Annotated in this window: 12 protein-coding genes; 4 read left to right on the top strand and 8 right to left on the bottom strand. The window is 56.5% G+C overall.

Going from position 1 to position 20,271, the window contains the following annotated elements; genetic code table 11:
• The 7 genes from DBR30_RS19780 to DBR30_RS19810 all read right to left on the bottom strand — a co-directional run.
• On the bottom strand, nt 1-1,449 hold a 1,449-nt coding region (locus tag DBR30_RS19780; protein ID WP_258224519.1), incomplete at its 3' end, for a retention module-containing protein.
• Nucleotides 1,450-1,712: 263 nt separating this feature from the next.
• Nucleotides 1,713-3,638, bottom strand: coding sequence for an EAL domain-containing protein (locus DBR30_RS19785; RefSeq protein ID WP_042056178.1), 1,926 nt, complete (start codon nt 3,636-3,638; stop codon nt 1,713-1,715).
• A 3-nt stretch (nt 3,639-3,641) separates the two neighbouring features.
• Nucleotides 3,642-4,394, bottom strand: a complete 753-nt coding sequence (locus DBR30_RS19790; RefSeq protein WP_181363637.1) for a transglutaminase-like cysteine peptidase — start codon at nt 4,392-4,394, stop codon at nt 3,642-3,644.
• A 135-nt stretch (nt 4,395-4,529) separates the two neighbouring features.
• Nucleotides 4,530-5,855 (bottom strand): TolC family outer membrane protein, encoded by a 1,326-nt coding sequence (locus DBR30_RS19795; protein WP_108540287.1) that lies wholly within the window; start codon nt 5,853-5,855, stop codon nt 4,530-4,532.
• A 37-nt stretch (nt 5,856-5,892) separates the two neighbouring features.
• On the bottom strand, nt 5,893-7,326 hold the full coding sequence (locus DBR30_RS19800) for an HlyD family type I secretion periplasmic adaptor subunit (protein ID WP_005350982.1): 1,434 nt from the start codon (nt 7,324-7,326) through the stop codon (nt 5,893-5,895).
• Entirely contained in the window at nt 7,319-9,463 is a 2,145-nt protein-coding gene (locus DBR30_RS19805) for a type I secretion system permease/ATPase (RefSeq protein WP_005350980.1), read from the bottom strand. Before DBR30_RS19805 ends, DBR30_RS19800 begins: the two co-directional genes overlap by 8 nt.
• A gap of 377 nt (nt 9,464-9,840) precedes the next feature.
• Entirely contained in the window at nt 9,841-10,770 is a 930-nt protein-coding gene (locus DBR30_RS19810) for a TIGR01212 family radical SAM protein (RefSeq protein ID WP_042083735.1), read from the bottom strand.
• Between the two features lie 611 nt (nt 10,771-11,381).
• On the opposite strand from DBR30_RS19810, the gene gltB reads away from it, so the two are divergent.
• Both gltB and DBR30_RS19820 read left to right on the top strand, forming a co-directional pair.
• Nucleotides 11,382-15,839 (top strand): glutamate synthase large subunit, encoded by a 4,458-nt coding sequence (gene gltB / locus DBR30_RS19815; protein WP_108540284.1) that lies wholly within the window; start codon nt 11,382-11,384, stop codon nt 15,837-15,839.
• Nucleotides 15,840-15,851: 12 nt separating this feature from the next.
• Nucleotides 15,852-17,267: an FAD-dependent oxidoreductase gene (locus DBR30_RS19820; RefSeq protein ID WP_108540281.1), complete on the top strand. Its 1,416-nt coding sequence runs from the start codon at nt 15,852-15,854 to the stop codon at nt 17,265-17,267.
• Between the two features lie 75 nt (nt 17,268-17,342).
• Here the strand turns inward: DBR30_RS19820 and DBR30_RS19825 are convergent, their stop codons facing one another.
• Complete coding sequence (locus DBR30_RS19825; RefSeq protein ID WP_108540278.1) at nt 17,343-17,921, bottom strand: O-methyltransferase; 579 nt, start codon at nt 17,919-17,921, stop codon at nt 17,343-17,345.
• A gap of 287 nt (nt 17,922-18,208) precedes the next feature.
• Here DBR30_RS19825 and DBR30_RS19830 point away from each other — a divergent pair, with 287 nt between their 5' ends.
• On the top strand, nt 18,209-19,504 hold the full coding sequence (locus tag DBR30_RS19830) for a DEAD/DEAH box helicase (protein WP_005337380.1): 1,296 nt from the start codon (nt 18,209-18,211) through the stop codon (nt 19,502-19,504).
• 98 nt (nt 19,505-19,602) lie between these two features.
• Nucleotides 19,603-20,253, top strand: coding sequence for a DUF2913 family protein (locus DBR30_RS19835; protein ID WP_108540275.1), 651 nt, complete (start codon nt 19,603-19,605; stop codon nt 20,251-20,253).
• Nucleotides 20,254-20,271 lie beyond the last annotated feature (18 nt).

Consider the following 20,271-nt stretch of genomic DNA (forward strand, 5'->3'; position numbering starts at 1 on the left):
CAGCAAACCACCTTCAATCGTAGTTGTAGCTCGGGCCAGTTCACCCTCTACGTCATCACTGACATAGCCGTCATTCACATCACTTTCGCTGTAGGTATCCTCTTTGCCAACCGTCTCGTCCAGACTGACCGACAATCCACCCAAATTAGCCTCTTCGGCCACCCCCACATCCTGGGTCGGCACATCATCCTGAATAACGATGTCCAGCGTTGCACTGGTTGTATCACCGTCATCATCGGTCAAGGTCACAGCGAGACTCTCACCCAATTGCAGGTCAGAAGCGGGTTGTTGATGGGCCTCGTTATCAAGGAGGGTATAGCTGTAGGAGACACTGCCGTTACCGGTAACGGGATCGTAGGTTATTGCGGTGATTTGCAATCCATTGCCAAGCGGCGTCTCAATGGATACAGGCAGAGCAACCACGGTGCCATTGCTGATCAACTGGATCGCCCCGATTGCCAGCGTTTGCACACCATCAGGGGCATTAAAAGTAAACACCCCACTTTGAGTTAACGCGGCAGCGTTAGGTGCCGAACCGTCGACCAAGTTGGCATCACTGACCAACACCTCTCCCCCTTCCAGAGTCAGCCCATCAAGGCCTACCGCCTCATCTACCGGAGTAATGGAGATAACGAGTGTTGAAGTCACTGTATCTTGGCCATCAGTTACCTGATAGTTCACTGGGGGAACAGCACCATCATAGTTAGGCGCAGGAGTAAAGATATAGCTGCCATCCGGATTGATGATCAGCGTGCCCACTCCGGTAATGGTGGCAGCAACACCAGCAGGGACTCCGATATTGATACCCCAGTCATATGAAACGATAGAGGCATCAGCAGGCCCATCTGGATTGGTACTATTGTCGAGCAAATTCCCACTGACCTGAGTGTCTTCCAGGGTCACGGCGGTTTCGCCCAAATCATCAAGCTGATTTTCAAGAATCAAATCTTCGGCCTGATTTTCATTGATGACAGCGGCCGTATCGTAGGTGGTATCAAACCCTGCAGCCGCTATCGTGGCATCACCAGTTCGATCAATTGTGACGAAACCACCATTACCACTGGTCCCCGCAACCCCACCAATACCGCCACCACCACCGGCCGCTGGTGCCCCACCAGCAGCAGAAGCCTCAAAGTTTTGAGTCGGGTCAACACCCTGCAGAATCGATTCTTGCAATGCGGCAATATCTGAAGGAGCGCCTTCCTGGCTGGCAGCCACTTGCGGTTGAGCAGGTTCAGCGGACTCGGAACCTGCCGGAACATCCGATGCTGGAGTATCGTCATAAGGGGAAAGAGCCAGCTTGGCGTCATCCGCTATGGCCAATTTGGCTCCGGGTTGGAGAATTTCCCCTTTTTGCAGAGGGCGGCTGCTTCCATCAGCCAGCACAATCTCCACATTGCCTTCTATAGCTGAGACAACCACGGACTTGTCGATGATTTGGGTACGCATATCCATTGCTCCAAGGTGACAGATCTTGATGTCTACACCGTAGAAGGAGATAGCGCGCTGTTCCGTTGCAAAAAAGCGTACGTTCGAGAGGAATTCAACAAATGGACGGAAAAAAATCGAAGAGTTGGTATTTCTTAATACAAATCAGAACCCTAGATACAGCCCCATTCAAGGCTGACCTTGAGTTGGTTATAGAAAAATGGCGAAAAGAGAAGTGACTGGTATAAAAAAGGCCCCTATCGGGGCCATTTCCAGCATTTAGTTCAAGACAATGGGAAGGCAGGATGAACAAATCCCTGGTAACCATCGATATGCAACTTGGAAAGCAGTTCCACTTGATGTTGATCCTCGACGCGGGTCGCAATGGTGGTCACACCGGCATTGTGTGCGGCGCGACACACAGCCGCTAGGAATGAGGTGTCTGCCCCCGGCTCCATGACCTGACTGGTATAACCGTGATCGACCTTGACATAAGCCGGCGACAGCTCCTCCAGATAGCCCAGAGACTGGAAGTGACGACCATAGTGGTCAACCCCCCACTGGAAGCCATGAGCTTGCAAGGTGCCCACCAACGCAGCCACGTTGTCTTTATGTTTCATGATGGCAGCTTCAGGTATTTCAAATAACAACCGCTCTTTGAGCTCTGCATGTTCGGTCAGATAGCGCGTCAGCCAGGTTAAAAACTCATCCGAGCAGAGCGAGCCAGCAGTGATGTTGATCGCCAGTACCAGATCAGACTGTTTTTGCAGTAATGGAACGCAAGCATCAAGCACCGCCTGGTCAAACTCGCCCCCCAATTTGAACTGTTCAATCGCGGGCAAGAACTGACCGGCAAAATAATCTGTGCCATCCCGAGAGATAGAAGCAAACAGCTCGGCATGCAACCTTGCTCCATTATCAAACCGGCAAGCTGGTTGGGCTTTGAAGCGCCAAAGTTGACGTGAAATGGCATCTTGTACCAGATCTCGCCAGGCCAAACGCCCCATCAAACCTTGCTCAGTCCCCCCTTCCATCACCACAGCACCGCGGCGTTCATTGCGCGCCTTGCCAAGCGCATTATCGGCTTTGGTCAACAAGGCAGAGAGATCATCATTGCCATCACGACCGGCAATACCAATGACGGAGAGCGCATCCCCTTCGCCCATTGGATTCACCACCAGATCGGCAATGCGGCTATTAATCACTTCAGCCAACTCTTTTAGCTGAGTCAGATCGTCAGTTGGACAGAGCAGCGCATATTCCGTCGCGGAGATCCGTGCCAAGGCGGCGCCATCCCACCCTTTTAATTGCTCTTTCAAAGCCTGAGCTATCGATTTGACCATGTTGTCACGGGCAGCAAAGCCTTCATCGCGATAGATATCATCCAGCATGTCGACCGCAACCAGCATGACGCCACCTTGGCCAGCCTCCGCTATCCATGCGTTTACCTGGCCCACAAAATAGGCTCGGTTGCCAAGCCCCGACACGGCATCGACATAAACCCGCTCACGCAATTTCTCGGCCTCATCGGCTTGCTCTTTGAACTGCAACGCCAACTTGCTTGAGAGGGTGTTGATCGCCTGAACGACCTGCTTCAATTCATGGGTTTTAGGCTCCGGGATCGTATGACCGAAATGGTGCAGCTCGATCTCGACGGCTTGATCACAGATCTGTTTGAGTGGCTTGAGCAAGTAGTTGAGTGCTCTCATCAACAAAATTGTGGTGATCAAAAAGCCGACCAGAAACCAGCTCGCCAGCTCACTCATCCCCCGCCACAACTCGTAATAAGCCTGGCCGGGGTGACCCACTACTTTTAATTTTCCAAGCTGCAACCAGCCAGACGTCAAAATTGACTCGTTGGATACCTCAGGAAACAGTCCCAAATTTACAAACCACCGCGGTACCCCCTGAATATTGTTGGTATTTTCCTGCTCGATGACATCCTTTGATGCCAGCAGATCCAGGCGAACCAATCGATAATAGCCCCCATCAAAAATGGCCTGGATCACCGACTCGGCACCGACCTTGTCACCGTTTTCCAGATAGGGGGTGAGGGCAAGCCCCAGCGAGGTTGCCGTATTGATGACCGTTGTTTCCTGTTGCTGCGCCAGATAAGTGCGGGTTGAATTGAATTGCACCCAGTATGTGGCCGCAAATAACAATCCAAACAGCAGCAGCATGGTGGCTAATAACTGTCGATAGAGCGTCATAGGTTAATCATCCAAATTCACCACTGGCCGAGCCAATCGCCCCGAGGTCATGCGATTGCGTAAATCATTCCATAATCCCAAGCGGGATGATTGACCAGCCAGTTCCCCTTGGCCTCGTGCCTTCATCAACCACAAGTGACTACCGTTAAAACTGTAAATAGGCACCAGATCTCGCCGCTGTGTGGCAGGGCGAATCGAGCCTATCAAATTATCCAAAATAACCGGAACGGAAGAGGGTGTCTCATAATATGCCACCACCATGTGAAACTGGTTGTAATCAAGAGCCTTGACGTACACCATCCGCATTTTATCATCCGGGACCCCAAGCTCGAGCAACGTAGAGTATTTGGCGATACTGAAATCTTCACAGTCTCCCCCGGCGGCCCCCAAAAATTCTAGCGGGGTTGCCCAATAATCCTTTTTGCGCCACAACTTGATATCGTCAATAAAACGCATCCGATTGAAAAAATTATTAACCCGCTCAAGCTTTTTTTCTTCGCTCAGGGCCCTGCCCTTCGTCTCCATGACCAGCATACGCCAACTGGTTACACGCTTGCCGGCTCTGGCGCCATAGGTCTGCTCCGCCCGTTTGATCAAGTTGAGATCTTCCTGTGGCAGAGGCTGACTGGCACAGAGCAGAAGTGAGAAGGGTAACAGCAGGATCCATAAGGAGTGGCGCAGAGCGCGTAGGGATCTGTATCTCCATTCATTAAGAAGATAACACCATCGGCTACCGGCACCACGCTGGAGTGTCACATCATATTCCTGCTGCATTATTACTGCTGCACTCCTCAAAGCTCGTACAACAACCTGCGTTAGCCAAACATGGTGACTGCCAGCAGCAGTCACCATGTTGGCGTTCATGATCCCTGCGGGATCATGAACAAACGGTTATTGCCTGGCCTGCCATTCAGCGGGTTGTTTGACGCTAAATGCATTGAGCAGACTGCCTGTCGCGTTGAGAATGCGATAGTCAGCCAGCAGTGCATCATACTCGGCAGTGATATAGCTGCGACGCGCCTCGAACAGTTCGTTCTCGGTGTTCAATACGTCCAGCAATGTCCGCTGACCCAAACCAAACTGCTTCTTGTATGCCTGTACGGTGTCATAGCTGGCGTCAACATGCTCTTTCAGGAAGGTCTTTTGCTTGGCCAGCGACTCTTTCGCGCTCCAGGCCAGACGAGTGCCTTCCTCCACCTGGCGGAACGCATTCAAATGAATGTCTTTCGCCTGAGAGTAGAGCGCCGATGTTGCATTGCTCTCTGCCACATCAGAACCGCCACGGAACAGGTTGTAACGCATCCGCACCATGGCGGTCAGATCATCGTTGCGCCCTTTGACCGCATCGATATCCTCATTCCAGTTCTGATCGACCTCGAATGTCACATTGGGGTAGAAACCGGATTTGGCACCTTCATGCTGGTACTTGGCCGCTTCGATATCCTGCAGGGAAGAGAGCAGGGTCGGGTGGACTTCGGTCGCTGTTTTCAGCGCACTATCGAGGCTGGTCGGGATAAGCTCGGTATTGGGAACCGGCTGTACCAGATCTTTAGGTACCTCGTTCACGACACGAATAAATTCGCTTTCTGCGTCGCGATAGTTGTTTTCGGCAGCGGCCTGATTTGAATAGGCCCGGGCAACACGACCTTCAATCTGGGTCTGATCCGCAGTAGAGCCAAGCCCTGAATCAGTCCGCTTGCTGATGTCGCTGCGGATCTGTTCGTGGGTTTCCAGGTTTTGTTTGGAAAGCTCCAGGATCTCCTGCTGGCGCAGCATATTGAGGTAGACCTCAGCTACTCGAAGTGCGGTATTCTCTGCTTCGGAGATCATCGCCAGACGCTGGGCATTGGCTTCAGCTTCGGTTCTGGAGACGTTGTTGCTGACATCAAAGCCATCAAACAACATTTGCCGCAGACTTAATCCTGCCTCTTTGCGAGTCATGGAATCATCAATATTGCTGTTGGCACTGGCAGCACGGGTAGAAGGGCTGTCAGTTTTTTCATAGCCTACGCCACCACGCAGATCGATCGTAGGATAATAGCCACCCTTGGCTCCATCATGCTGATAGAGTCGTGCCTGATACAGATCAAACGCTTCCTTGATCTTGGGATGCGTAGCAAGTGTCTGTGCCACCGACTCTTCCAGAGTCTGGGCCTGACCCAAACTAGGGATCAGGATGCAGCCACTGACCAGCATGGCAACAATCGTTTTTTTCATGTTATCTCCAGTCATGTTTTGTTTTTAGATTGTTGGCTTATCGTTCTCTCAGTGCCGACTGCTTTGCCCGTAAAATCGGCTTAAGCAAATAGTCTAGGACACTTTTTTTACCAGTAATGATATCAGCACTGGCTAACATACCGGGGATGATGGGAAGTGCGTTAAGCTCATCGCCCAAGTAACTCTTCTCTGTCCGAACCCGAACCAGATAAAAGGAGTTCCCCTCCTCATCCTGGATCGAATCCGCACTTATCTGTTCAACCTTGCCATGCAATCCTCCATAGATTGTAAAGTCATAGGCAGTAATTTTGACGATGGCATCCAGCCCCGGTCGCAGGAAGGCGATATCTTTTGGTGACACCTTGGCTTCTACCAGCAAGGTATCCTCCAGCGGCACAATCTCCATCAAATCCATGCCGGGCTGAACCACGCCGCCCAGGGTGTTGATCTTGAGTTTTTTGATGGTGCCCTTGAGCGGAGCAATCACACTGGTCCGGTCGACCCTGTCTCGCAAGCCAACCTGCCCTTCTGACAACTGGCCAAGTCGCCCCTGCTTCTCGTTCAGTTCAGTCTGGGAGTCTGCTCTGAACTTCAGCGCAATATCATTACGCTTGGAGATGGTCTCACGCAGCACCGAATTGAGTTTTGGGATCAGCAGACGGTTGCTCTCCAGCTCCCCCTGCATCTCGTTGACCTGCCGCTCCAGCTTGATTAGCTCCACTTGAGGCACTATACCCTCTTTCGCCAGCGGACGGCTAATATTCAGTTCCTGTCTGGCCAGATCCACACTGCGATTCACGGTGCGGATCTTGGCATTCAGTTCAATCAGCTCCTGCTCTTTCTGTTCGATTTGCTGACCAAGAATATAGAGCTGGTTCTTCAGGTTATTGAGGCGATCCCGCTGTACAGACCGCTCACGGTGTGCGTATTCGGCAAAGACAGTTTCATAACCATCGGGGAACTGGATTGGCGCTTCACCTACCACGACCTGCTCACGCCACCCCAGTGCCGGGTCGTTTTTCACCTCGACGCTGGCCATCTCGGCGCGCAGACGGGCCACATCCCCCTTCAGGGTGACTACCTCTTGCTCCCGTTCTCTAAAGTCGGAGCGGAAACGGGTGTCATCAATGCGCAGCAGCGGCTGCCCCTTTTCGACGATATCCCCCTCTTTGACGAAGATCTCTTTGACGATCCCCCCTTCCAGGTTCTGGATCACCTGCAGCTGACGGGACGGAATAACCTTGCCCTGACCCACGGTGACTTCATCCAGTTCGGCCCAGGCCGCCCAGACGATGGCACTCATGAAAAAGAGGAAACAGCACCATAGCAGGATACGAGCTCCGGTCGGCGTGGTCAGCAGTACAGCTGCCGCGCCGTCATCGACAAACTCCAGATGCTCGGGTGCTGGCAATACCTCGCCGGAAGGCGTCTTTTTGCTGCGCTTGAACCAGTCCATGAGCCCCTTAACCATGGGACACCTCCTGCACGCGCACCTTGCCTTCCTTTAACTGCTGTAACACCACCTCTTTGGGGCCATCAGCAACGATCTGCCCCTGCTCAATAACGATCACTCGCGATGCCACATCCAGCATCGAGGTTTTGTGAGTGATGAGGATCAATGTGGTTTCCGGGCCAAGTCTGGCGAGCTCCTGTTTGACCTGCATCTCGGACTGGTTGTCCATGTTGGAGGTCGGCTCATCCATCACCAGAATGGGGGGATCATTGAGCAGGGCGCGTGCCAGCAGGATCGACTGACGCTGGCCACCGGAAAGCTGACGGCCACCCTCACCTATCTGCCGATCCAGCCCGTTGGGATCCCGGTTGGTAAAGTTGGTGACACCCGCCCGCTTGGCAGCGCGCAAGACCCTCACATCATCCACCAGCGGATTACCCAGCATGATGTTGTCCCGCACAGATCCGAAAAAGAGAATGACATCTTGCGGAACACAGCCGATATTGCGACGGATCACCGCAGGCGGCAGTTGATCAAGTTCAAAACCGTCGATACGCACCGAACCATCGGTCGGTCGATACAACCCCATCAACAGCTTCTCTAGGGTCGTTTTACCCGCCCCAATCCGGCCGATAATCGCCACCTTTTCGCCCGGCTGAATGCGCAAATTGATATTGTGCAGGGTGCTGGTTTCCATTCCCGGATATTTGAAGGAGACATTTTCGAATTCAATTCGACCGGCAATCACCGGATGATGGATATATTGCTTGCCTTCCTCCTGCTCTCCCGGGGTTTGCATGATTTTTTCCAGAATATCCAGTGCAGATTTGGCCTGGTTATAACGGGTCGACAACACGGAGAGTTGTACCATGGGAGCAATGGCGCGACTGGAGAGCATCACGGCGGCAATCATGCCCCCCATAGTGACCAAGCCTTCGGAGATCTGGTAAACACCGACGATCACCAGACCGACCGTCACCACCTGCTGGATATAACTGGCCAGTGAGGACATGGAGTTGGTAATGCGGCGGGTCTGTACGCCCCAGGTGGAAATATGGGAAACGGCCTGTTCCCAGCGATGCTGGAACATGCTCTCGGCGCCGAAAATCTTGACGGTTTCAAGCCCGGAAATACTTTCAATCAGGTTGGCGTTCTTCTGGGACGCAAGGCGTGACCCCTCTTCGATTGACTGCTTGAGTGGCTCCTGAATATAAAAGCTGTAGGCGATGAGGATCAGCATGGCGACGATGGGGACAACCACCATCACACCGGCAAACATCCAGATAATAAAAAGGAAGAAAACGGCAAAAGGGAGATCGATAAGAGTAGAAACCGTTGCTGAGGTGAAAAACTCCCGCACCGATTCAAATTCCTGCAGATGTTTGGCGAAAGCACCGGTGGAAGCAGGACGAGACTCCATCCTCATGCCCATCACCTTGGCGAAAATCTTGGCGGACAGTAGCACATCAGACTTTTTGCCAGCGATATCGATAAAGTAACTGCGCAACTGCCGCATCACAAAATCGAAGGTAAAGACCACCATGGCCCCGACCGCCAGCACCCAGAGCGAATCAAACGCCAGATTGGGCACAATCTTGTCATAGACGTTCATGGTGAAAAGAGGGCTGGCGATGGCAAACAGGTTGATCAGAATGGAGGCGATCAGCACATCGCGATAGATGCCGCGGGATTCGAACAAGGTGCTCCAGAACCAGTGGCCATCACGGGTTTCCAGCACCTTGGGCGAGCGTTCGTCAAACTTGAACTGCTTCTTTACATAGAAGAGGCGTCCCAGATACTCATCACCCAATTGGGCTGCGGTCAGCCATTGCGCGGCATCACCAGCCTGAGGGAAAATCACTTTCCCCTGGCTGCGATCTTCGTTCCACTCCAGCAAAATGCAGGCGCCACCACTGCGCATCTGCAATACGCAAGGCAGCAGCAAGGGAGAAATATCGGCCAGTGGCTGGATCACTTCACGGGCGGATAACCCGCCCCGCTCGGCAGCACGGCAAAAGAGTGCGGTTGTCAGGCGTCCGGAGACCAGTGGCAACCCGGTCGTCAGGGCATCCTGACTGTTGGGCACACCATAAAAACGGGTCAAAAAGACCAGACACTCCAATAACTCATCAATACGACTTGTTTCTGCTTGCATAGCATCCTGTCACTGCATAAATGAGGTAGATAAGAGCGTTCATCGCTCATATTTCCCTGCTATAGCCACGCTAAAACCGAGTGGCCTTCCCGCTGATGAGACTGATCAGGGGATAAACCTGTCCAGATAGATCGCGACACTCATCGCCAATTTCCCGGCACAGCAGCAATGGTGGCATGATTCGTTATTGGTAAAAATAATCGGCTCATCAACACCATGCTAACACTGCAATCAGGGTGAATGTCGGAGTTAATTGATAATGACATTTATTATGGCGCACCACTATATCAACCGGCACGTAGCAAAACTATAGTTTAGGGTATGAAGTTTTTTATATAACCCTATGTTTTACGTGAAAATAATAATCTGGCGCTCAATTATAGGTCAGGAAGTATGAAGGGTCTGCCCAACGCGTGACCTTGCGGGCCGTTCAATGAGAGTGCTTTGGCAATGTCCGCCATGGCCGTCCAGCGATTTTCACACCAGGCTGGCGCCAACAGGGTTGGACGGCGCGCGGAGGCCGAAATCCGGTGATACACCACCTCGGGCGGCGTGTGCTGGATCATGGCAACGGCCGCTTCCACATACTGCTCCAGCGTCAATACCTCAAGGCGCCCAGCCTGCCACGCCTTGCCGAGAGTACTACCCTCAACCACATGAAGCGGATGCAGCTTGATCCCCTCAACACCAGTCTCAACGATACGATGCAGGGTATCGAGGCTGTCCATCGGCACTTCGCCAGGCAGGCCGACGATCAGATGAGCACATACCTTGATGCCGCGCTGATGGGCACGTCTTACCGCATCCTCATAGGCGGCATAACCGTGGCCGCGGTTGATACGTTGCAAGGTCTTGTCGTTGGCACTTTGCAGCCCGAGCTCCAGCCACACCTCGTAACCCCGGGCCTGATAGCCCGCCAACAGATCCAGCACCGCATCCGGCACGCAATCGGGGCGAGTGCCCACACAGAGCCCCACCATATCGCTCACTGACAGCGCCTCTTCATACATCCGCTGCAGATATTCGACCTCGGCATAGGTGCTGGTATAGGCCTGAAAATAGGCAAGATAGCGCTTGGCACGGGTGACTTCGTCCCGGCGAGCCAGCAGTTGTTGCACCACTGAGAGTTGCTGAGCCGACTCGTCGGCAAAAGAGGATACATTGCAGAAGGTGCAGCCACCGCGGCCCAGGGTGCCGTCACGGTTCGGGCAGGTGAAGGCCCCATGGATGGAGAGTTTGTGGATCTTCTGACCATGACGCTGCTTGAGATCCTGACCGAATGTATTGACGAGTTCGTGTAACTGCATGACACCTCCGCTAAAGGAGCGCCATTGTACGAGCTTGCGCAAAACAGGGGCTGAGCTGGATCAAGCTAGCGGAGAGGGTAAAACATATAAATACCCGACCAATTTTGAATAAATATAGAGAAAAAGCGCAAAAAAAGGATTTTTACAGTTCTTTGACGATTCAAACAGTAAACATCCATATGACAATGAGACCTGATAACCCACTGTTGAGCAATGAAAAATTCAAAGAGACCCGACAGCACACAATTGCAAGCATGGGATATTGAAAATGTGATCCCTTCCGCTGTCGGCCACATCGGGTTGGTAAAATTACTACATTCGCCCATCGTCGCCGAGCGCACCATTGAGCCCGCCAATGACGATATATTTAACCAACAAAATCAAACTACACAGAATAAACACTCCATAACTGCGAGCGAATCCCCCTAACCCGACATTTTGTTATGCGAATGTAACCATGAAGACAAACCTGACCTGCGATTGACCTCGCCAGAAAATCCCATTAGTTTGGAGATTCGCCACGTCAGGCAGACGGAACCACAAGAGCCAATCGCAATTTATGCAGTCAGGTGATGACAGTGCGATACAAGGCCGAGCAAGGGAGAAATGCAATGTCACTATATGATCCAAAGCTGGAGAGGGATAACTGTGGCTTCGGCCTGTTGGCCCACATGGAAGGGGAAGCCAGCCACAAGCTTGTCCGTCTCGCGATGTCAGCATTGGCTCGCATGCAGCATCGCGGCGGGATCTCCGCCGATGGCAAGACCGGCGATGGTTGCGGTCTGCTGCTGCAAAAACCAGACAGCTTCTTCAGAGCTGTCGCCGAGGAGAAGGGATGGCACCTTGGCCGCAACTATGCGGTCGGCATGCTGTTTCTCAACCCTGACCCCGTATTGGCCCAGCAGACCCGCGACATCATCGACGAAGAGCTGGAAAAAGAGACCCTGAGTCTGGTCGGCTGGCGTAAGGTGCCTGTCGATACCAACGTATTGGGTACCATCGCCAAAGCCTCCCTGCCCAGCATTGAACAGGTCTTTGTCAACGCCCCGCCCGGCTGGGTCGACAAGGATCTCGAGCGCCGCCTCTATATCGTGCGCCGCCGCATCGAAAAGCGCGTCAACGACGACTACTTCTATGTGGTCAGCCTCTCCAATCTGGTCACCGTCTATAAAGGACTGTGCATGCCGGTGGACTTGCCGCGCTTCTATCTGGATCTCGCCGACATCCGTATGCAGGCGGCCATCTGCGTCTTCCACCAGCGTTTCTCCACCAACACCAGCCCGCGCTGGCCGCTGGCCCAGCCGTTTCGCTATCTGGCCCACAACGGCGAGATCAACACCATCGCCGGCAACCGCCAGTGGGCCAAGGCGCGCAGCTACAAGTTTGCGACGCCGCTCATTCCCGATTTGCAGGAAGCGGCCCCCTTCGTCAACACCACGGGGTCGGATTCCTCCAGTCTCGACAACATGCTGGATCTCTTCCTCGCCGGTGGCATGGACCTGTTCCGCGCCATGCGCCTGTTGATCCCGCCAGCATGGCAAAAGCACCCGAACATGGATGACGACCTGCGCGCCTTCTACGACTTCAACTCCATGCACATGGAGCCGTGGGACGGCCCGGCCGGTATCGTCATGACCGACGGTCGCTATGCCACCTGCGCACTTGATCGCAACGGTCTGCGTCCGGCCCGCTACGTCATCACCAAGGACAAGTTCATCACCCTCGCCTCAGAAGTCGGTACCTGGGACTACACCCCGGACGAAGTGCTGGAGAAGGGCCGGGTCGGCCCGGGCGAGCTGTTCGTGGTGGATACCAGCAACGGCAAGGTGTGGACCAGCTTCGAGATCGATGACGACCTCAAGAACCGCCACACCTACAAGCAGTGGATGGATAAACATTGCCGCCGACTGGTCCCCTTCGAGCAGATGGACGACAGCCAGACCGGTAGCCGCGAGTTCTCCGACCACCAGCTGAAAACCTATCAGAAGCTGTTTGGCTACTCCTTCGAGGAGCTGGATCAGATCATCCGGGTATTGGGTGAAAACGGTCAGGAAGCGGTCGGCTCCATGGGGGATGATACCCCGATGGCGGTGCTCTCCTCCGGCCCGCGCACCCTTTATGACTACTTCCGCCAGATGTTTGCCCAGGTGACCAACCCGCCCATCGATCCGCTGCGTGAGAACCACGTGATGTCGCTGGCCACCTGTATCGGTCGCGAGCAGAACGTCTTCAACGAGACCTTCGGCCACGCCCACCGGGTGCTGTTCCAGTCACCGATCCTGCTCTACTCTGACTTCCACCAGCTGCTGGCACTGGAAGGCGAGTACTACCGTCATCAGGTGATCAGCCTCAACTTCAAGCCCGAAGAGGGGCTGGAAGCGGCCATCTTGCGCATCTGCGAGGAGGCCAAAACCGCTGCCAAGAGTGGCACCGTGCTGCTGGTGCTGTCGGATCGCGATATCAGCGCCGATACCCTGCCGATCCCGGCCGCCATGGCGGTGGGCGCGGTACAGCGCACCCTGGTGGACAACAACCTGCGCTGCGACGCCAACATTCTGGTGGAGACCGCAAGCTGCCGCGATCCGCACCACTTCTCGGTGCTGCTGGGCTTTGGCGCGACCGCCATCTACCCCTATCTGGCCTACGAAACCCTGGCCAAACAGGTTGAAGAGGGCGTGCTCACCATGTCCCTGCGCCAGGCCATGGTCAACTACCGCAACGGCATCAACAAGGGGCTCTACAAGGTGATGTCCAAGATGGGCATCAGCACGGTCGCCAGCTACCGCTGCTCCCAGCTGTTCGAAGCGGTGGGTCTGGCCAAGTCGGTGGTCGATACCTGCTTCCGCGGCGTATCGAGCCGTATTCAGGGTGCCGATTTTGCCGACATCCAGCAGGATCAGCACAATCTGGCCCGTCAGGCCTGGTTGATGCGCAAGCCCCTCCCCCACGGCGGCCTGCTCAAGTTCGTCCACGGCGGCGAGTACCACACCTACAACCCGGATGTGGTGCAGACCCTGCAAGCGGCGGTGCGCTCCGGCAACTATGCCGATTACAAGGAGTACGCTCGTCTGGTGAACGAGCGCCCGGTTGCCACCTTGCGCGATCTGCTGGCACTGAAGAAGGTCGACAATCCGGTCGCGCTGGATCAGGTTGAGCCAGCCGACAAGCTGTTCCCCCGCTTCGACTCCGCTGCCATGTCCATCGGCGCCCTCGGCCCTGAAGCCCACGAGGCACTGGCTGTCGCCATGAACCGCCTCGGCGGTCAGAGCAACTCCGGCGAAGGTGGCGAAGATCCCAAGCGTTTCGGTACCGAGAAGAACTCCCGCATCAAGCAGGTGGCTTCCGGCCGCTTTGGCGTCACCCCCCACTACCTGATGAACGCCGATGTGGTGCAAATCAAGGTGGCTCAGGGTGCCAAGCCCGGCGAAGGTGGCCAGCTGCCCGGTGACAAGGTGACTGCCCAGATCGCCCAGCTGCGTTATTCCGTGCCCGGCGTGACCCTGATTTCACCGCCGCCGCACCACGACATCTACTCCATCGAGGATCTGGCCCAGCTCATCTTCGACATCAAGCAGATCAACCCGAGCTGTCTGGTGTCGGTGAAACTGGTGTCCGAGCCTGGCGTCGGCACCATTGCATGCGGCGTTGCCAAGGCCTATGCCGACTTTATCACCATCTCCGGTTATGACGGCGGCACTGGCGCGAGCCCCCTCACCTCGGTCAAATATGCCGGCTCCCCGTGGGAACTGGGTCTGGCCGAAACCCAACAGGCGCTGGTCGCCAACGGCCTGCGCCACAAGGTACGGCTGCAGGTGGATGGCGGTCTCAAGACCGGTCTCGACATCATCAAGGCGGCCATCCTCGGCGCCGAGAGCTTCGGTTTTGGCACCGGCCCCATGGTGGCACTCGGTTGCAAATACCTGCGGATCTGCCACCTGAACAACTGCGCCACCGGCGTTGCCACTCAGGATGAGAAGCTGCGTCGCGAGCACTTCACCGGCCTGCCGGAGATGGTGATGAACTACTTCAAGTTCATCGCCGAGGAGACCCGCGAGCTGATGGCCCAGCTCGGCGTCACCCAGCTGACCGACCTGATTGGCCGCACCGATCTGCTGGAAGCCCTGCCCGGCCTCACCGCTCGTCAGGCCAAGCTGGATCTCTCTGGCATTCTGGCCCGTCCGGTAGCACCGGCAGGCTCCAGCCTGTTCAGCCAGCAGCACAACCCCACTTTCGACAAGGGGCCGCTCAACCTCAAGATGGTGGAAGACCTGCTGGAAGCGGTGGAAACCTCAAGCGGTGGCGAGTTCCGTTACGACATTCGCAACACCGACCGCTCGGTGGGGGCGCGCCTCTCGGGCGAGATCGTCAAACGGCACGGCAATCAGGGGATGGCGGCCGATCCGATCAAGGTGCACTTCAACGGCACCGCAGGCCAGAGCTTCGGCGTCTGGAACGCAGGTGGCCTCGAGATGATCCTCACCGGTGACGCCAACGACTATGTGGGCAAGGGGATGACCGGCGGCAAGCTGGTGATCAAGCCCCATGTCGGCGTGGCGTTCAAATCCCATGAAGCGGCCATCATCGGCAACACCTGCCTCTACGGCGCCACCGGCGGCAAACTCTACGCAGCAGGCACTGCCGGCGAGCGTTTCGCGGTGCGCAACTCCGGCGCCCTGGCGGTAGTCGAGGGGATTGGCGACAACGGCTGTGAATACATGACCGGCGGCATCGTCACCGTGCTCGGTCAGACCGGCGTCAACTTCGCGGCGGGCATGACCGGCGGCTTTGCCTACGTGCTCGACGAATGCGGCAACTTCGCCAAGCGCACCAACCCCGAGCTGGTGGAACTGCTGGACGTGGCGGATCTCGCCATACATCAGGAGCACCTGCGCGGCATCATCACGGCGCACCTCAATGAGACCGGCAGCTCGCGCGCCGAGGAGATCCTGGCCAACTTCGACTCCTATGTGCCCAAGTTCAGGCTGATCAAACCCAAGTCCAGCGACGTGAAATCGCTGCTGGGTCACACCAGCCGTTCCAGTGCAGAACTCAGAATCCAGGCGCAATAAGGAGGGAACCCTATGAGCCAGAACGTATTTCAGTTTATCGATGTCCAGCGGGTCGACCCGCCCAAGAAGCCGCTCAAGATCCGCAAAATCCAGTTTGTGGAGATCTACGAGTCCTTCAATCAGCCGCAGGTACAGATGCAGGCGGATCGCTGTCTCGAGTGCGGCAACCCCTACTGCGAGTGGAAGTGTCCGGTCCACAACTACATCCCCAACTGGCTGAAACTGGCCAAAGAGGGGCGCATTCTGGAGGCGGTGGAGCTCTCCCACCAGACCAACAGCCTGCCAGAAGTGTGCGGTCGGGTCTGCCCGCAGGATCGTCTGTGCGAAGGCTCCTGCACTCTTAACGATCGCTTCGGCGCGGTGACCATCGGCAACATCGAAAAGTACATCACCGACAAGGCGTTCGAGATGGGCTGGAAGCCCGACCTCTCGAACGTGGTCAAGACCGGTAAGCGGGTCGCCGTCATTGGCGCTGGCCCTGCGGGCCTCGCCTGTGCCGACGTGCTGGCACGCAACGGCGTCACCCCGGTGGTGTTTGACAAGTATCCGGAGATTGGCGGCCTGCTCACCTTCGGTATCCCCTCCTTCAAGCTGGAAAAAGAGGTGATGCAGCGTCGCCGCGAGATCTTCCAGGGAATGGGCGTGGAGTTTCGTCTCGAGACCGAAGTGGGCAAGGACATCACCTTCGCCGATCTGCTCGGCGAGTTCGATGCTGTCTTCCTCGGGGTCGGTACCTACAAGTACATGAAGGGCGGCTTTGCCAACGAAGAGGCGCCGGGCGTCTATGACGCCCTGCCCTACCTCATCGCCAACGCCAACCGCTTGCTGGGGTTCGAGAAGGCGCAAGCCGACTACATCGACTTCGCCGGCAAGCAGGTGGTGGTGCTGGGCGGTGGCGATACCGCCATGGACTGCGTGCGTACCGCCATCCGTCAGGGGGCTGACAAGGTGATCTGTGCCTATCGCCGCGACGAGGAGAACATGCCGGGCTCCAAGCGGGAGGTGAAAAATGCCCGCGAGGAGGGGGTTGAGTTCATGTTCAACCTGCAACCGGTGGCGGTCGAGCTGGATGCCAATGGTCACACCGTCGGCATCAAGGTGGTGAGCACCGAGCTGGGTGAACCCGATGCCAATGGCCGCCGCAATCCGGTGGTTATCGAGGGCTCAGAGCAGGTGCTAGCCGCCGATGCGGTGGTGATGGCGTTTGGCTTCCAGCCTAACCCCCAGCCCTGGATGGCGGAGTTCGGCATCGAGCTCGACAACCGGGATCGCATCAAGGCCCGCGAGCAGGCGGAATACGCCTTCCAGACCAGCAATCCCAAGGTGTTCGCCGGTGGCGACGCGGTGCGTGGCTCCGATCTGGTGGTGACTGCCATCTACGAAGGGCGCAAGGCGGCGGAAGGGATTATGGACTATCTGGCGGTCTGACCTGACCGGCCACAGCCGTGATGTTCCCTAACAATCAGCCCCGCCAATGCGGGGCTGATTTTTTGTAGCTACCCCCTACAAACGCACCACCAGCCACTCCCCCTTACCGACCGGCACCAGCGAGGTGGCAAAGGCCGGATCCTGCCCGACCTCGTTCATCCACTCCACCATCTCGCTGCGATGGGAGATGGCGTTGTCGACCACCAGCAGGCCACGGGGTGCCAGCAGGCGGCGGATCTGCGGCCACCATGCCCGGTAGTGCTGACGATCCGAATCGAGGAAGATGAGCTGATAGCCGGCTTGCGGCAAGGTCGGTAACAGCTCGCCTGCATCCCCTGCCAGCAAGGTTACCCAGGGGGCCAGCCCTGCCCTCTGAAAGTTGTCATGGGCCAGCACGCGCTTATCCTCATCCAGCTCAATGGTGGTAACGTGCCCCTCCAGCCGACGCACCGCTTCTGCCAGCCAGAGTGTGGAGTAACCATTGGAGGTGCCGATCTCCAGCACCGCCTGCGCCCCACGGGTCTGCACCAGCACTGACAGCAACTCCCCCGTGTCGCGGGTGATATTGAGCAGCTTGCGGTGGCGTGCCTGCTGCATGCTGTCATTGCGCTCGCCAAGCTGCTCCAGCTGGCGTTTTAACTGTTCCAGTTCCATTGATATCCCTCTCGTCCTTGCCCAAAACCGTTAGCCCACACCTCCAAGCTTGGCATTTGGGAGTCAAATGATTGCTTTCAACCGCCATTCACACCACAAAGGATGAGAAAAGGACAACCATTTGAGGCAGAATTTGTGACGTCTATCTGTTACACTTCGCGCCCGCCATTTTCCGGCTCACTCTCTGACTTGATGTCAGGCGCAGCCGTCGGTGGTTACAACCTCCGTCTCGCTCATGCCGAGCTAACCAAGCCAAACACAGCCCAGCTGGAACACAGGAACCCATTATGAGATTTGAATCGTTCGATTTTGCCCCCGAGATTTTGCGTGCTGTCTCAGATTGCGGTTATCAGGAGATGACCCCTGTGCAGCAACAGGCGATCCCGGCCATTCGCCGTGGCCGCGATGTGCTGGCCAGCGCCCAGACCGGTACCGGCAAGACCGCCGCCTTCGCCCTGCCCATCTTGCAGCGTCTGGTAGACAATCCGGCTCCGGTCCAGCCTTCCAACGCCCGTGTGCTGATCCTGACCCCGACCCGCGAGCTGGCGGCTCAGGTGGCGAGCAACATCAATGACTTCGCCAAGTATCTCGATATCACCACCATCACCATCGTCGGCGGTGGCAAGCAGGACGTGCAGGCCAAGAAGCTCAAAGCGGGCGCTCACATCATTGTGGCCACCCCGGGCCGTCTGCTGGAGCACCTCACCGCCTGCAACCTCAGCCTCTCTGGCGTCGAGTGTCTGGTGATGGATGAAGCAGATCGCATCCTCGACATGGGCTTCAGTGCCGATGTGCAGAAGATCCTGCAAGCGGTCAACAAGACCCGTCAAAACCTGCTCTTCTCCGCCACCTTCTCCGACGCGGTGAAGAAGCTGGCCAACCTGATGCTGGATCGCCCGCAGATCGTCAGCGTCAACAAGCAGAACTCCACCGCCGACACCGTCAGCCACACCGTCTATCCGGTCGAGCAGAAGCGCAAGCGCGAGCTGCTCTCAGAGCTGATTGGCAAGCAGAACTGGCAGCAGGTGCTGGTGTTCGCCAGTACCCGCGAGAGCTGTGATGTGCTGGTCGAGGAGCTGAACCTCGACGGCATCAAGTCCGCCGTTGTCCATGGCGAGAAGGCCCAGGGCAACCGTCGCCGCGCCCTGCGCGAATTCATGGAAGGCAAGGTACGGGTACTGGTGGCCACCGAAGTGGCCGCCCGTGGTCTGGATATCCCGGATCTGGAGTACGTGGTCAACTACGATCTGCCGTTCCTGGCGGAAGATTACGTGCACCGTATCGGCCGTACCGGTCGTGCCGGCAAGCGCGGCATGGCCATCTCCTTCGTCAGCCGTGAAGAGGAGCGTACCCTGCTGGAGATCGAGGCCCTGATCGGCCAGAAGATCCGCCGCATCATGGTGCCGGGCTACGAAGTGAGCAGCCGTGACGAGCTAATCAAACAGCTGCAGGAGCGTCGTCGCTTCGGCAAGCGTCCGCAGCGTGAAGATAACGCCGTGGCCCAGGTGATGGCCGAAGCCAAGCTGCAGGGTCAGCGCCTCAAGCGTCTGGCCGCGGCCAAGAAGCCCCGTCAGCCGAAATAAGGCGGGCTGTTGCTCTATTGAACCGCAAAGGCGCCACTGGCGCCTTTGCTATCTCTGTCATCGGTGTTGGCCCCTGGTGGTCAACTCAAGGATTGCTTATGACCTCTCCGACCTACAATCAGGCCCTGTTCGAGATGGCCACCCAGAGTCTGGCCGAACTGGCCCGCACCGCCGAGCAAAAGGCGGGCAAGCGCACCCCGGCGCAAGAGAGCCACTTTCTCTGTACCTGGATGGCCGACTCCCTCAAGGAGAAACGCTTCTCCCGTCTGGTGATGGAAAATTTGAAAGATTGGGTACAGCTTGGCCGCACCCTGGGAGCAGGCGCCGATCTCAAGGGATTGCTGGAGCGCATCGCCTTCCAATACCAGTGTGCCATGACCAACCCGCAGCAACTGGGAGCCAAGCTGGCGGCGCTGCTGGCTGAGCTGGAACAGGCAGGCTGGCTGGTGCTGACCGAGAGCGAGGTGAACGCCAAGCTGCGCCTGCAATCGGGCGGTCAAGCGAGTCTGGTGGTAAGCCATAGCGAATATGAAGGCCATATCGAGGACGGTGAGCTTGTCAAACCCCTCACCCTCTATGTGCGCGGTGATGAGCAGGTGCTGGCCGAGGCGGCCTTCAAGCACGGCCTGCTGCTGAGCCAGGGCAACAAGAAGACCACCCTGGTCAAACATCACAAGGCCTACCGGCTGATGCCAGACAACGCCCAACCGGCGCTGGCACTGCTGAGCGAGGCTCGCCAGAGCGCCTGATCCCGCCTGTTTTCAGCA

The organism is Aeromonas sp. HMWF017, from assembly GCF_003061465.1.
GTDB lineage: Bacteria > Pseudomonadota > Gammaproteobacteria > Enterobacterales > Aeromonadaceae > Aeromonas > Aeromonas veronii.